This is a genomic window from Lactobacillus taiwanensis, from assembly GCF_017894345.1.
In the GTDB taxonomy this organism is placed as follows: domain Bacteria; phylum Bacillota; class Bacilli; order Lactobacillales; family Lactobacillaceae; genus Lactobacillus; species Lactobacillus taiwanensis.
The window spans coordinates 437961-452697 of record NZ_CP059276.1 but is presented as its reverse complement, the minus strand read 5'-3'; the positions used below and the strand labels follow the sequence as shown (position 1 = coordinate 452697).

Sequence of the window (14737 nt, the reverse complement as noted above, 5' to 3'; positions counted from 1 at the left end):
TGTTCTCTCTTTAATATTACAATTCTTCTTTAAACCCATTCCTTGCCCATAACCAAAGGGCAGATTGAAAATCAATAGGTATATAATTGGTACCCTTTATCGCTTCAATCCAAGCTTTTATTACATAATCCTGTACTTTTGTACTTTCTACTTCTTCATCTGTAATCAGCCCAAGTTTATGCGTAGCTCTAATAATATGATGATCTGTAGCAATATAAATTTGATCAGTATTAATCAAAGGTAGATTCGTATACTGATACATCACATATAGCCAGTAATTACACAATTTTTTACCAGACAGGTATGGAAAATCCTTTTTCTTCTCTACCTGCATATAATGACGAACTTTTTGAATATCATTGTCAAAATAAGCAAAAAAATCAGTTACTTTTCCATTGAAATTATTATCTAAAGTCTGACAAAGTTTAATCCAAATTTGTGTCTGCTTATTTTTCTGCAAAGCCAAACTATATTTAGTTAAGGCTGCCTGTACTTCAGTAAAATCTTTATTCATCACTTCTTGTGGATTAAATACAAAGCTAGTTTCATTATCTTCAAAAGTAGTCGTAGCACTTTTCCACAAGGTATTAGAATTTCGTTGATAATCTAAAGCAGTTGGCAATGTATAAAAAATAGCATTTTCTTCAGAATTAGGATCTAAATTTTGAGGACGTGTATCTTCTGGCATATCACTTCCCCAGTGACCTGATTTATATATTTCATTTAAATGCTCAAGTTTATTTAATAGTTCTTGATTCATTATTTTTTATCCTTTAAATACTAATACTTATCTTTATTTTATCTATATAACAAAAAATAACTTGATTCGTTTCAAATAAGAAACAATCAAGCCTTTTTATACAGGCCAATTTGTAACGCCTGCAATACATCCCATATCTAACAAATCTATTTTCATCTTTTTTGCTAAGTCAATTTGATTATTAAAAAGATACTGATAATATTTTTTAGATAATTTATAAACCATTAAGTGTGGACTAGAATCTAAATCATTAAGAAATTGTAATGCAGAATCGATATTCTTTTTATCAAACACTTTTTTCCTGTAATCAAATCTCCAATGTAAATAATTATCACAAAGCATTGCATATCGTTCCTTTACACTTTCCGAATAATTATTTCTTCTCCTAAGTTTTAAAAAAAATAGTTCCATTTCATTTTCTACTTGTTCCGGATCTAAGACCACTAGTGCTGTCGAAAGTAAACGCAATGCACCTGGATTTTTTATCCAGTTGGAATTTGAATTTATTGCAACTAAAACCTCTTTTTTAAAATTTTCACTTAAAAATGATACTTTATTTTCTAAATAAGCCGTTGCAATAATCGCCCGGTATTTTAAATATTTATGGTTTTCTAAGAGCAAAATTTTTTCTAAAATGTCTTCAGCTAATACACAATCGTGATTATTAACTGCTAAACCCATTTTTTGTGAGAGTTCTATTGCCAACTGTTTTTCTTTTGAAGTATATGTATTCTTTACTTTGTTAAAGAAATTGCTAATATCGATATCATGTTCTAAAAGTAATGCAATCAAAAGATTACTCCGAATCTCAATTTTTCCATTTATTAATTTTGAATATGTTCCCTTAGCAATAATTCCTGCCGCCATTTCTTCATGAGTCAAGCCAAGCTGATTTTGCTCTTCTTTTAATGCCTCACCTATTGTCATATATTTATATTTTCCTCTCCCCAAAATAAAAAACGTTCTGTCAGACATAATTATATCCAACAAAACGTTTTAGTTTCTATCCTAATCTAAACCACATTTTTCAAAAATCTCATCTACATGCTTCAAGTGATAATGATAATCAAATGCATCATCTAAATCGTCTTCAGACAAGTAATTCATAACTTCACTATCTTCAATTAGCTTTCTAAATGAAGTTTGCTCTTGCCATGACTTATTAGCTAATTTTTGAACCATGTCATAAGCTTTTTCGCGTGATAAGCCTGCCTCATCAATTAACTTCAATAGCACACGTTGTGAATAAATCAAACCATAAGTACGATCCATATTCTTGAGCATTGTTTCTGGGAAAACATCAAGGTTGGTTAAAATGCGGTTAAAACGATTCAACATGTAATCAATTCCAATTGTTGCATCAGGTAAAATTACACGCTCTGCACTTGAATGAGAAATATCTCTCTCATGCCATAAAGCCACATCTTCATAAGCTGGCACCATAAAGCCACGCATTACTCGAGCCATACCGCAGAGGTTTTCTGAACCAATTGGATTATGCTTGTGAGGCATTGCAGAGGAGCCTTTTTGACCAGCTCTAAAGTGTTCTTCAACTTCATGAATTTCACTACGTTGCAAACCGCGAATTTCTGTTGCCCAATTTTCAATACTTGTAGCAATTAAAGCAATCGTAGCAATGTAGTAGGCATGTAAGTCTCTTGGCAAAACCTGACTAGTAACTGGTTGCTGAGTTAAACCTAGCTGCTTTAAAACGCTAGTTTCAACTGCTGGTGGGACATTAGCAAAAGTACCAACAGCTCCAGAAATCTTACCAGATTCAACATCTTTAGCGGCTGCTTTAAAGCGTTCAATGTCACGATTAATTTCCGCATACCAGCGAGCAAGCTTCAAACCAAAAGTAGTTGGTTCTGCTTGAACACCGTGAGTGCGTCCCATTTCAACAGTGTATTTATATTTTCTAGCCTTATCTGCAATAGTCTCTTTTAAAGCCTCTAAGTCTTTCAAAATGATCTCATTAGCTTGCTTTAAGATATAGCCTTGTGCAGTATCTACAACGTCGGTTGAAGTTAAGCCGAAGTGAACCCACTTCTTTTCTTCTCCTAAGCTTTCAGAAACTGTTCTAGTAAACGCAACCACATCGTGGTGAGTAATAGCTTCTAATTCACTAACACGCTCTACTGTAAAAGAAGCATTGTCAGCAATCTTCTTAGCGTCTTCAGCAGGAACTTCACCCAGTTCTGCCCATGCATTAGTCGCCGCAATTTCAACTTTTAGCCAAGCATTATATTTATTTTCTAACGACCAAATTTTGCCCATTTCTGGACGAGTATAACGTTCAAGCATAAATTACATTTCCCATGGATTCTTCAAAACAATAGTTTGTTCACGATCTGGACCAACTGAAACAGTAACTAAAGGAACACCAACTAATTCAGAAACGCGGTTCAAGAATTTCTTAGCGTTTTCTGGCAAGTCTTCCCATGTCTTTACATTAGTAATATCTTCATCCCAAGCAGGTAGTTCTTCATAAACAGGTTTACATCTGTATAATTCTTTCAAACTTGCTGGGTAGTAGTCAATCTTCTTACCATCAAGTTCATAAGCGGTAGCAATCTTAATCTTCTCAAAACCAGAAAATACATCTAATAAGTTCAAACTTAAGGCATTGATACCAGCAACACGTTTTGCGTGACGAAGAGCTACTGAGTCAAACCAACCAACACGACGTGGACGACCAGTAACAGTACCATATTCATGAGCAGTTTCACGAATGCGATCGCCAACTTCATCTAATAATTCAGTTGGGAATGGACCTTCACCAACACGAGTAGTGTAAGCCTTGCAGACACCAATTACAGTATTTAAGCGGTTAGCACCCATTCCAATACCAGAAGCAATTCCACCTGAAATAGTGTTTGAAGAAGTTACGTATGGGTAAGTACCTTCATCAATATCAAGCATTACTCCTTGTGCACCTTCAAAAAGAACTTTTTCGTCGTTATCTAAAGCATCGTTTACAACTACTGAAGTGTCAGTAACGTATTTCTTCATCTTTTGACCGTATTCAAGGTACTTTTCAAAGATGTCTTCAAATTTAAGTTCAGGCTTACCATAAACCTTAGTGAATAAAGCATTCTTTTCAGCTAAATTAGTACGTAATTTTTCTTCAAAAGTATCTCTTTCAAGTAAATCGCAAACACGAATACCAATTCTTGAAGCCTTATCCATGTAACAAGGACCGATACCATTCTTGGTAGTTCCGATCTTCTTGTCACCCTTAGCTTCTTCTTGATAAGTATCTTGCAAAATGTGGTAAGGCATAATTACATGTGCTCGATTAGAAATCTTTAAACCACTAATATCGATGCCTTCTTTTTCAAGATTATCTAATTCTCCGAACATTACTTCTGGATTGATAACTACACCATTACCAATTACAGCACCATTCTTAGCAGCAAAAATTCCAGATGGAATTAGGCGCATCTTGAAAGTCTTGTCACCAATTTCAATTGTGTGGCCTGCATTGTTACCACCATTTGAACGTACAGCCATTGCTGCATCCTTACTTAAGAAATCAGTAATTTTACCCTTTCCTTCGTCGCCCCATTGACTACCTACAACTGCTATTGCTGTCATTTGATTTCACCTCATAAAAATCATTTTCTTAAAACCGAAGACTAGTTTAACAATCTAAGCTTCAATAGTCAATTATTTCCGAACGTTTTTAATAACTAATAAAATAAACATTCATTTTTGCTCTTGACTTTACCTAACAACCCCCGTATATTAACTCATGTAGTTTTAAAAAAAGCATGAGGTATATTACATGAGCAATTACTTTAGTATGGAAGCCTTCGATTATGATGATATTCAACTTGTACCGAATAAATGCATCATTAAAAGCCGTAAGGAAGCTGACACTAGTGTTAAATTTGGAAGCCGGATATTTAAAATTCCTGTCGTTCCAGCAAACATGGAAAGCGTTATTGATGAAGATTTAGCTATTTGGCTAGCAGAAAATGGGTATTATTATGTAATGCACCGTTTTTATCCAGAAAAACGAGCTGATTTTATTAAAACGATGCATGATAAAGGTTTATTTGCCTCAATTTCAGTTGGAATTAAAGATAGCGAATATGACTTTATTGACTACTTAGCTAAAGAAAAGATTATTCCTGAATATATTACAATCGACGTAGCTCACGGCCATTCAGATTATGTAATTAAGATGATTAAATACATTAAAGCTAAGTTGCCTGATACATTTTTAACAGCTGGCAACATTGCAACTCCTGAAGCAGTTCGTGAATTAGAAAACGCTGGAGCTGATGCAACTAAAGTCGGCGTAGGCCCTGGTAGAGCATGTATTACTAAGTTAAAAACTGGTTTTGGTACCGGAGGCTGGCAATTAGCAGCACTTAGAATGTGTTCTAAAGCAGCCAGAAAGCCATTGATCGCTGACGGTGGTATTCGCCACAACGGTGACATTGCCAAGTCTGTTCGCTTTGGCGCTTCAATGGTAATGATTGGATCTCTATTTGCAGGACATGAAGAATCTCCTGGCAACTTAATTACAATTGATGGTAAGAGATATAAGCAATACTGGGGGTCAGCCTCCGAGGTTCAAAAAGGAGCTTACCGTAATGTTGAAGGAAAGCAAATGCTAGTTCCTTACCGTGGTTATATTAAGGATACCTTGCGTGAAATGCAGGAAGATTTACAATCTTCAATCTCCTATGCTGGTGGTAAAGATCTAAGTGCAATCCGTGTAGTAGATTATGTTATTGTAAAATCTTCTATTTTTGATGGCGATAAGTAAATCAATAACGATGTCAAACAGCTATCGTTATTTTTATTGGCTTAAATATTAATTGATGTAAACTAAACTTAATAAGTAATTTTTAGAAAGCTGGTGAAGAAATGATTAAAACTGCCAAGCAGGTCTTAGCTAAGCCGTTTACATCAAACTTTTTCTTTATTTTCTTACAAGGGATTATGATTGGAATGATAACGGGCCTAATTGTTGGTACATTTCGATGGATTATTGACCACACAATGAAATTTCTCTTTTTCATTTATCCTTTAATGCGTCAAAAGCCAATCTACTTAATTCCGTATGTTATTGCTACTTTATTAATTGTTTTTATCCTTGGTCAAGTCATTAAACCCGTGTTGAATAACATTACTGGTTCTGGTGTACCTCAAGTTGAAGCTGTAATGCTTAATGAAAACAAGATGAATTGGTGGAGCATTTTATGGCGAAAATATGTAGGTGGACTCCTTGCAATTTGTCCCGGTCTATTTTTAGGACGTGAAGGTCCTTGTATTCAAATGGGTGCAATGGTGGGGCAAGCTTTTGGTGAAAATCTTTTCCATGCCGATCCGGATGATCTTAAGCGCCTGCAAGGCTGCGGTATAGCGGCTGGCCTTAGTGCAGCTTTTTCGGCTCCTTTAGCTGGGGTTTTCTTTCTAGTAGAAGAAATAACCTTTAACTTTACACCCAAAGAAGTTTTGACGGCCCTAGCTGCCGCTATGTCTTCCGACTTAATGACACTATTCTTTTTTGGTACTCAGCCTTGCCTTTATCTTCCTTTAGAAAAATCCTTGCCACTTACCTCCTATTGGTTTGTTACTATTATGGGCGTGGCATTAGGCTTACTGGCTCATCTCTATCAATATTGTCTCTTAAGTCTGAAGCCAGTTTATTCAAAACTTACTAAGATACCTAAGATTTATCACAGTATCATCCCCTTACTCCTAGTAATTCCAATTGGTTTATGGAATGCAACTTTACTTGGCGGTTCTCATGATTTCATTTCTAGTCTTTTTGAACCGATTTTCATGAAAAATATCCAAACGGGGACTTTGAGTTTAATGTTACTTCCATTAATTTGGTTTATTGTTCGCTTTATCTTTTCTATGATCTCTTATGGTGCCTCTGTACCTGGTGGTATTTTTATGCCAATCTTAGTTCTAGGAGCACTTCTGGGCGTTGTATTTGCAGTAATTATGATTCACTTTAATATTGCCCCTAAGCGTTGTTACGGCATTATTATTGTCACTTCTATGTGTGCTTACTTTGGTGCAATCGAAAAGGCTCCTTTTACAGCTTTAACGCTTTTAACAGAAATGGTTGGGTCAGTTGAGCAGATCTTCCCAATGCTGATTACTACTTTTATCGCTTACTTTGTGTTAGATCTCTTAGGTGGAAAACCAATTTACGCAGCTTTAAGAATTCAGATGAATTATCACAAGTTATCTAACTTACCTAAAGTCAAACATGCAGAAGAATAATTCATAAATATTTTCAAAACAAAAGGTGTTAATCATTCATCGCAATAAGCGAAGATGATCAACACCTTTTTATATAGGAAATAATGATTCTCCTACAAGTTAATTAAAATACTTAATGCTATGCCCCAAATGATGGCATAAACTACAGCTACCATTACTAAGTAAATAACTGCTCCCCAGAATGGGTCGTGAATCATCTTTTCCGTTCCCGGATCTGGACAAACAACTAAAAGAAATGATCCCAATGCAAATAATGCATAGAAAATCCAAACTAAAACTTCTCCAAATCCAAGCAAGCCTGAGCTTAAACTCAAAATTAAGAAAAAGAATGCACAAATTGCAATCCAGAAGTTCCAGTTAGTTACTTGAGCAACCTTATTAACATACTGCCAGAAGCCACCTGTGTTACCAAACACGAATAAGTGACCAACCATGGAACAAAGAATTGTAATAAGCTGAACAACAAATAAAATTACTATTGCCCAGAAAGTTGCACCAGATCCATGGTGTACTAATGGCATGTCAAACAGGTTAGCAATATAATTACCTGCAACTGCTAAACCAATGAATAATACAATATCTTCACCTAATAAGGTAACAACTCCGTACCACTTCTCTGCAGGATTGTGACCTAAAGGATAGCGCCATGATTCTACTAACCAACGCCAATAAGTGTTAGGAGTTTCTTCCTGTGGAGATTGAGCTTCATCTTTCATACTAATTCCCTCCTCAAGACTATTTATCTTCCATATTTATTATAACAATAATTACTATAAAACGACAAAATAAGGGCTTGTGGGCATTTGCTTGAAATAAGAAAACCCAAGCAACGAAGAAATTGCTTGGGTTTGATGAAATATTAATGTGTTAGTTATTTAAAACTAGAAAACAAAAACATTCTACAAAAAAGAGCCAAACATCCCTGTTCGACTCTCTTCATAACTACTATTTCAACATGCTTTCTGCATATGGCAATTCAAGTGATGGATCTGCATTCAAATTCTCATCGCTAAACTTACCAGCTTTGTACAAGTTATATGCTGCAGCACCAATCATTGCCGCATTGTCTCCGCAAAGCTTCAAGTCCGGTAAAATCACCTTTGGCTTAATATCAGCAGGCAACTTTTCAATTTCTTCTGCTAACCTATCGCGTAAGCCGTGATTTGCGGCGACACCGCCGCCCAAGATGAATGTCTTGGGCTTATATTCTTTGATCGCTCTAATTGTCTTGTGACTCAACACATCGACAACCGAAGCCTGAAAACTTGCAGCTAAATCGTACTTATCAAGCTTTTCATGAATTTGATCTGCATGATGGCAAGTGTTGATAAAGGCACTCTTTAATCCTGAGAATGAGAAATCATAATCATCATCTTCCATCATTGCTCGTGGGAAGTGGAAAGTATCCTTACCTTTATGTGCCCATTCATCAATGGTTTTACCAGCTGGATAATTAACTCCTAGCACACGACCGATCTTATCGTATGCTTCACCAGCCGCATCGTCTCTCGTATCGCCCACAATTTCAAAGTGGATAGGATCTTTCATCAAGACAATCTCAGTATGTCCACCAGAAACTTGCAAAGCTAGAGCTGGATATTCAATTTCATCCTTTAATTGAGCAGCCATAATATGGCCCATAATATGATCAACGCCAATCAACGGAATCCCAGTTGCCATTGAAGCAGCTTTTGCAGCACTAACCCCAATCAACAAGGCTCCAACTAGTCCTGGTCCATAGGTAACTGCAATTGCATCAATATCATCCCAAGTAGTGTTTGCCTCAGCTAAAGCTTCCTTAGTAATTTGAGTAATTACTTCAATATGGTGACGACTTGCAACTTCAGGTACTACTCCACCAAAACGTTGGTGACTTTTAATTTGCGTAGCTACAATCAAGCTTTCTATTTCACGGCCATTTTTAATGACTGCGGTAGAAGTTTCATCACATGAACTTTCAAATGCTAAAATTCGAATATCTTTTTTTGTCAATTTACTTCTTCCTGTTCTTTATCTGTTAATTTTTTAAGCATATTTACTGCATCAGCTTGTTCTGTAATATAGTAGTTTTTTCGAATAAAATTATCCTTAAACCCAAGTTTTCGATATAAGCTTTGAGCATTATAATTATCGCTTCGCACTTCTAAAGTCATCTGAACTGCATGATTTTTTCGCGCCATTTCAATCATTGTCCTGAGCAAAAATTCACCAATTCCTCTTCTTTGAAAGCTTGGCTTTACCGCAATATTAGTTATATGTCCCTCTTGCGCTTGCATTCTCATTCCAACAAAGCCAACTAGAGTTGACCCCTGATAAACTACTAAATATAAAGAATTGGCATGCTTTTTTAATTCACTCTTAAAAGAAAACCGACCCCAAGGAGTTCTGCCAAAATATACCTCTTGCTCTAATTTCAATAAGTCTGCAATATTTTCATCGCTAGCCTTCATAATCTGATAAGTTTCATTTTCTAACCTCAAAGCAAAAGGTGAAAAACTTAAGTCAATTTCTACTGGATGAAAAAATAAACTAAACTTCCTCAACATAGTCGCTATCTGAACCAAAAGCCTTTCCAGTCTTATTATGCCAATCAATTTCAGCTTGCGTACGTCTTAAATATTTTGGCACCATCTTATCAGGATCAACCGCTTCTTTATTAAGTGCTAACTTACCAATTTCACCAGCGTGAAGTTGATTATCGCTTTCTGCTTGAACAAAATTATCTGAACCTAGTAATTCTGCAATCTCATCATGATACTTATCAATAGGGCTTCCTACAAAGACAACTTGATCAGGTAAATTTAACTCTTTAACCTTGTTAATTAAATCATCTATATGATAATGACCATCTGGAACTAAGTTTTCTAGCTTATCATCTACTTTTCGATAAACTCCTGCAAAGAAATTCTTATTGCGAGCATCAAGTTCACTTACAATCACACCATCACTTACACCATTAGCTAAAGCAGCTAAAGTTGACACGCCTACTAAATCCTTATCCAAGATAGAAGCAAACATCTTAGCAGTTGTAATGCCAATTCTCAATCCCGTATAAGAACCTGGACCTTCTGCGACAGCAAAGCGATCGATATCTTTTAGGGTAAGGTTATTTTCTCTCAATAATTCATTAATTAAAGGATCTAAATGTTCACTATGATTACGATGATCCTCTTCATTTTTTTCAAAAATTTTATCTCCATCATTTAGTGCTACGCTCAAATGATTGGTTGCAGTCGTGATACTTAATATTTTCATTTAAACTCTATCCTTAATACTTATCAAAAATTACCTTTTTATTTTAACACGTTGTAGAGCATTTAAAATTACGTAAAGGATGACAATTTGAATCCAAGGTACAATTAATTCCTTCAATATTCTTTGTAAAAATGCAGCTCTTAAATCTAACCCATATAATAGATGAATCCAATATGTATTCATTAATACATTAACAACTATTGTCACTAATAAAGTTGCAGCAATAATGCGCCACCATTTAATTGGTTTTTGATATAAAAAGATCGCATAAATCACAACCCCTACTATTGCTGAGAGAATAAATCCTGGGAAAAATCCACCCTCAACGCCAAAAACAGCTGATTTTAATAAATCACTTAGTACTGCACCAACTCCGCCCCAGAAAGGACCAAAATAATAAGCCAATAATGCACTTCCAATAAATCCCAATCCTACTTTTACTGTAGCTGGACCAAACGATATTTTTTGTAGCACAACATTCATTGCTACCAGTAATGCCAGAGTAACTAAGCCCTGCAAATCTATTTTCTTTATCCCTGTCTTCATCGGCATCCCTACCTTCCAAAAAAAGCACGACTTTACTAACAAGTCATGCCTCTAATTTTTTCTCCAAATAATCTCAGCTAAAGCAGAAGTTTCACCTTGATTAGAAATCAAATGATACGAAGTAAGTCTTTCTGAATCAAGTTTTACTTCTGATAAAGCTTGAGCGCCATATTGTACTTCCTTCTTGAATGAAATATCAATACTCTTAATAGTATGAGAATTTAAAAACTCTCTAGGTAAGGTATCAATCATCCAATCAAAGTAAACACTATTAGTTAAATGATGGTTCGTATCTAAATCATAATATCTAACTGTATATGTCTTACTTGATTCATAGTCCTTTTCTTTTAAAGGACGCAATCTCTTAAAGCGTGGCATATGCTTCAAATATGGATTTCCAAACTTTTCCATCATTTGACTATCTGCTTCAGTAATTTTTCGATTTTCCAAATCTAAAATTACCCACTGACTTTTAGTATCTACTATCTTTTTGTTAGTAGAATCAATTATACCAAAACCTCTGTATTCAAAAAAGCGATTATAACCACTACCATTAGTTGTTACCGTAATTTTTTCGCCAGCTTTAGGTAAACGCTCAACATCAAGGTGATATTCAACCACTACCCAGCCTAAGTTTTGCTTTAACAAATCCTTGATACCTGCTCCTCCTTGAGTTAATTGATCATTTGAAACTTGCATAAAATGTTCAATTAACTTAGGAAGCTGTATTCTTCCTGTTTCATCACAGTCACCATAAGTAACCTGATGTTCTTCTTTAAAAATCTTTTCCATTAACGCTCACCACGCAATTAATTTTGATGATATTTATCATAGAGTTCATTTTTTGATACTTTATTAGCTTTAGCAACTAACTTAATAGCATCTTTTTTACTTTCGCCAGCTTTAACTCGATCAGCCACCTGCTTAATCAATTCATCCCAGGAGAGTTGCTTTTCCTCTTCTTCATTTGGCGAAACTAAAACCACAAATTCACCACGTGGATCATTCTTAGTAAAATACTCATTAATCTCACTAATTGATCCTCTGATATATTCTTCATGAATTTTAGTTAACTCACGAGCTAAAGCAATCTTTCTATCTGGCTTGATTACTTCCGCTAAAGTTTTCAAAGTTTTCTTTAAACGGTGCGGTGCTTCATAAAAAATAGATGTAGCACGTGCTTGATCCATCATTTCAAAATATTTCTTTTGTTCGCTGCTCTTTCTAGGTAAAAAACCATAATAAGTAAATGGTTGTGCATCAAAACCAGACGCAATTAGAGCCGTCGCAAAAGCAGAAGGTCCTGGAAGAGATACTACTGGAATATCATTTTTAATACACTCTTGTACCAAAATATAACCAGGATCAGAAATAACTGGCATTCCAGCATCAGAAATTTCTGCAATTGTATTTCCCTCTTTAAGCAACTTAATCAACTCTGGTGCACGTTCTTTTGAATTATACTTATGAAAAGAGATCATCTTATTATGAACGCCAATTTTTTCAAGCAAAATACCACTGGTTCTTGTATCTTCAGCAGCAATATAGTCAGCCTCAGTCAGAATTCTCTTAGCTCTTAAAGTAATATCTTCTAAATTTCCAATTGGAGTAGGGACAAGATACAGACGTCCCTTATCTTTTTCATTAAAACTACTCTGCACTTGCATTATTTCATCCCCTACTCTTTTGCCCATGATTTACAAAGTTATCTAAAATATCTAAGCAAAACATGCAGTCTTCACCAGATTCACGATGAGAACCATAATACATATTGCAAATATGATAACCTGAGTCATAGATATTGCGTAATGATTTTAAACCAGCTTGAGACTTATTTTCAGCTGGTTCTTTATTTGCATCTAGCTTACTAATTTTTTCTCTTAATAGTTGGTTTTCAACCTTTAATTCTGTATTTTCTTTTAATACTTCAAGCATGTCATTTTCCAGACCGGCAACAGTTTTTGTCATTGCCTGAAGATTTTGCTGTAATTGTGACAATTGTGAAAATGGATCCACTCAAAAACACCTACCGTTCAAAACTCAATACTAAATAATCTAACGTATTGTGGAAACTAACATTACTAGCTCGCATCTTATCAGCTATCATTAACAATTCTAACAAGTATGCGATTTCCCTTAACTTTTTATTTGCTTCTAAATTCTTTAGAGCCAAAGTCTTAAGCTGGTAAAAAACAAACTTTTGACTTGCAGGCTTAGTAGCAAGGCTACTTATTCGACTAACACGTACTAAGGCTAAATCATTATGCTCTAATAATTCTTGAAATAAATATTTGCTCTCTTCTTCAAGCTTATTCGTATCACCGAGATCATCTATTTCTTCATCAGTTAAACCATATTCAAGTAGCTCTGCTCTTTTACTATCAATTTTTTCATCAGAAAAATTAAGAATCTGCGTTCTAGATTTAACTGTTGGCAAAATTTGATTTTCATTATTTGTAATCAGAATTGTAACTACTGGTGCAACAGGTTCTTCTAACAAATTAAGAAGAGCATTACTAGCAGCTAAAGTTAATTTTTCTGCATTTTCAATTATAAAAAATCGGCGATTTCCTTCAACAGGGCTCTTTGCCAGTTCTTCTTTTAAGGGACGAATCTGATCAATAGAGAGAGTTTGTTTTCCCTCTAATTTCACCAAAAAGACATCTGGATGATTTCCATCCAAAATTCTTTGGCAATTGTTGCAAGTCCCATCTGGCTTGTTTTCCCCCGTACAATTAAAAAGACATGCAAGCCAATAAGCTGTATTAAGTCCCTTTTTTTGCATAGGATCAACAAACAAGTAACTATGAGCAACTTTTTTATTTAGATAAGCATCCCTTAAAAGATCAACCTGCTTACTACCTATATTCTTTAAATCAATCATTAAAAGTGCTTAAATTCCTCAACTGGTAATACAAAGACCGTCGCCCCACCAACAGTAACTTGTACAGGTTTGCCTAACATCGACGTACCAGCCGCATCCATGTTCATATTAGAAACATATTGTTCTCTAGTATGTGAACTCTTCTTAATGATTTCTAATACCTCATTTACTCGTGAATCTTCAATACCAACAATAAAAGTTGTATTTCCTGCCTTTAAAAATCCACCACTAGTAGCTAATTTAGTTGCCCGAACATCATTTTGAATAAATTCTTTCGCTAATGCATCTGCATCTTTATCCTGCACAATTGCTAAAACAAGTTTCATTCTTACCAAATCCTTACATAAAAATATCAGGTAATTGCTTTCTTATTATTTTAACACTATTGGCTGCAACATCCTTGATCGGCAAATTTGCATCTACTCTTTTAATTCTATCAGGATATAGCTTTAAAAGCTCAGAATAGCCTGCATAAACCTTATTATGAAATTCTAATTTTTCTTGCTCAAGCCGATCTTCTTGACCTGCACGTTCTTTTTCAATTCTAGCCAAGCCAACCGCTGGATCTAAATCTAAAAAGATCGTTAAATCTGGTTCAAGTCCGCCAGTTCCAAAATCATTAATTTGTTTTACTTCTTCAACGCCTAAATCTCTACCCACACCTTGATATGCTAAAGAACTATCGATAAATCTATCAGATAAAACAATTTTACCAGCTGCTAAAGCAGGACGAATCACTTCACTAACATGCTGGCTTCTTTGAGCTGCATAAAGAAGAGCTTCAGTTCGATCATCCATTTCTTTATTTCCTGGATCTAAAATAATTGTCCTAATGTTTTCGGAAATTTTAGATCCACCAGGTTCGCGTGTAACAATTGTTCTTTCTTGCAAAGTTTTAGGTAATTGCTTGATAAGCTCGTTGATAACTGTGGTTTTTCCTGCCCCATCTGGGCCTTCAAATGTAATTAAATATCCTCTCATGTTTACCCCCACTTGGCATTGTACTGTAAAAGAAAAAAGAAAGACAGACTTGTTTT

General features: G+C 35.1%; 17 protein-coding genes. 2 read left to right on the top strand and 15 right to left on the bottom strand.

The genetic code is table 11. From position 1 onward, the window contains the following. Positions 1-16: 16 nt before the first annotated feature. From H1A07_RS02150 to H1A07_RS02135, 4 genes are all read right to left on the bottom strand, one after another. Positions 17-760, bottom strand: a complete 744-nt coding sequence (locus tag H1A07_RS02150; RefSeq protein WP_210145223.1) for a hypothetical protein — start codon at positions 758-760, stop codon at positions 17-19. A 96-nt stretch (positions 761-856) separates the two neighbouring features. Then, positions 857-1735 (bottom strand): helix-turn-helix domain-containing protein, encoded by an 879-nt coding sequence (locus tag H1A07_RS02145; RefSeq protein WP_244974153.1) that lies wholly within the window; start codon positions 1733-1735, stop codon positions 857-859. 33 nt (positions 1736-1768) lie between these two features. Further along, entirely contained in the window at positions 1769-3064 is a 1296-nt protein-coding gene (gene purB, locus H1A07_RS02140; RefSeq protein WP_210145222.1) for an adenylosuccinate lyase, read from the bottom strand. Positions 3065-3067: 3 nt separating this feature from the next. Then, positions 3068-4357, bottom strand: a complete 1290-nt coding sequence (locus H1A07_RS02135; RefSeq protein ID WP_210145221.1) for an adenylosuccinate synthase — start codon at positions 4355-4357, stop codon at positions 3068-3070. Positions 4358-4547: 190 nt separating this feature from the next. On the opposite strand from H1A07_RS02135, the gene H1A07_RS02130 reads away from it, so the two are divergent. Then, complete coding sequence (locus H1A07_RS02130; protein WP_210145220.1) at positions 4548-5540, top strand: GMP reductase; 993 nt, start codon at positions 4548-4550, stop codon at positions 5538-5540. 101 nt (positions 5541-5641) lie between these two features. Continuing rightward, positions 5642-7015, top strand: a complete 1374-nt coding sequence (locus H1A07_RS02125) for a ClC family H(+)/Cl(-) exchange transporter (RefSeq protein ID WP_210145219.1) — start codon at positions 5642-5644, stop codon at positions 7013-7015. Between the two features lie 92 nt (positions 7016-7107). Here the strand turns inward: H1A07_RS02125 and H1A07_RS02120 are convergent, their stop codons facing one another. The 11 genes from H1A07_RS02120 to tmk form a co-directional block, all read right to left on the bottom strand. After that, the gene (locus tag H1A07_RS02120; protein ID WP_057718314.1) at positions 7108-7731 is read right to left on the bottom strand and encodes a hypothetical protein; all 624 of its coding nucleotides are present in this window, start codon (positions 7729-7731) and stop codon (positions 7108-7110) included. A gap of 229 nt (positions 7732-7960) precedes the next feature. Beyond that, positions 7961-9007, bottom strand: coding sequence for a tRNA (adenosine(37)-N6)-threonylcarbamoyltransferase complex transferase subunit TsaD (tsaD, locus tag H1A07_RS02115; protein WP_210145218.1), 1047 nt, complete (start codon positions 9005-9007; stop codon positions 7961-7963). Beyond that, positions 9004-9561: a ribosomal protein S18-alanine N-acetyltransferase gene (gene rimI, locus H1A07_RS02110; RefSeq protein ID WP_094495912.1), complete on the bottom strand. Its 558-nt coding sequence runs from the start codon at positions 9559-9561 to the stop codon at positions 9004-9006. The genes tsaD and rimI overlap by 4 nt, the downstream gene beginning before the upstream one ends. After that, entirely contained in the window at positions 9545-10270 is a 726-nt protein-coding gene (gene tsaB / locus H1A07_RS02105; RefSeq protein WP_210145217.1) for a tRNA (adenosine(37)-N6)-threonylcarbamoyltransferase complex dimerization subunit type 1 TsaB, read from the bottom strand. The genes rimI and tsaB overlap by 17 nt, the downstream gene beginning before the upstream one ends. Positions 10271-10300: 30 nt before the next feature. Next, positions 10301-10816 (bottom strand): folate family ECF transporter S component, encoded by a 516-nt coding sequence (locus H1A07_RS02100; RefSeq protein ID WP_210145216.1) that lies wholly within the window; start codon positions 10814-10816, stop codon positions 10301-10303. A 51-nt stretch (positions 10817-10867) separates the two neighbouring features. Continuing rightward, positions 10868-11608 carry an acyl-[acyl-carrier-protein] thioesterase gene (locus tag H1A07_RS02095; RefSeq protein ID WP_210145215.1) on the bottom strand — a complete coding sequence of 247 codons (741 nt, stop codon included), beginning with the start codon at positions 11606-11608 and terminating at the stop codon, positions 10868-10870. A 17-nt stretch (positions 11609-11625) separates the two neighbouring features. Further along, positions 11626-12483, bottom strand: coding sequence for a 16S rRNA (cytidine(1402)-2'-O)-methyltransferase (gene rsmI / locus H1A07_RS02090; RefSeq protein WP_057718308.1), 858 nt, complete (start codon positions 12481-12483; stop codon positions 11626-11628). 4 nt (positions 12484-12487) lie between these two features. Beyond that, positions 12488-12832 carry a DNA replication initiation control protein YabA gene (gene yabA / locus H1A07_RS02085; RefSeq protein ID WP_094495908.1) on the bottom strand — a complete coding sequence of 115 codons (345 nt, stop codon included), beginning with the start codon at positions 12830-12832 and terminating at the stop codon, positions 12488-12490. Positions 12833-12842: 10 nt separating this feature from the next. Then, the gene (locus H1A07_RS02080; protein WP_094498224.1) at positions 12843-13700 is read right to left on the bottom strand and encodes a DNA polymerase III subunit delta; all 858 of its coding nucleotides are present in this window, start codon (positions 13698-13700) and stop codon (positions 12843-12845) included. Beyond that, positions 13700-14026, bottom strand: coding sequence for a cyclic-di-AMP receptor (locus tag H1A07_RS02075; RefSeq protein WP_094498223.1), 327 nt, complete (start codon positions 14024-14026; stop codon positions 13700-13702). The genes H1A07_RS02080 and H1A07_RS02075 overlap by 1 nt, the downstream gene beginning before the upstream one ends. A 13-nt stretch (positions 14027-14039) precedes the next feature. Continuing rightward, on the bottom strand, positions 14040-14681 hold the full coding sequence (gene tmk / locus H1A07_RS02070; RefSeq protein WP_094522729.1) for a dTMP kinase: 642 nt from the start codon (positions 14679-14681) through the stop codon (positions 14040-14042). Positions 14682-14737: the final 56 nt, after the last annotated feature.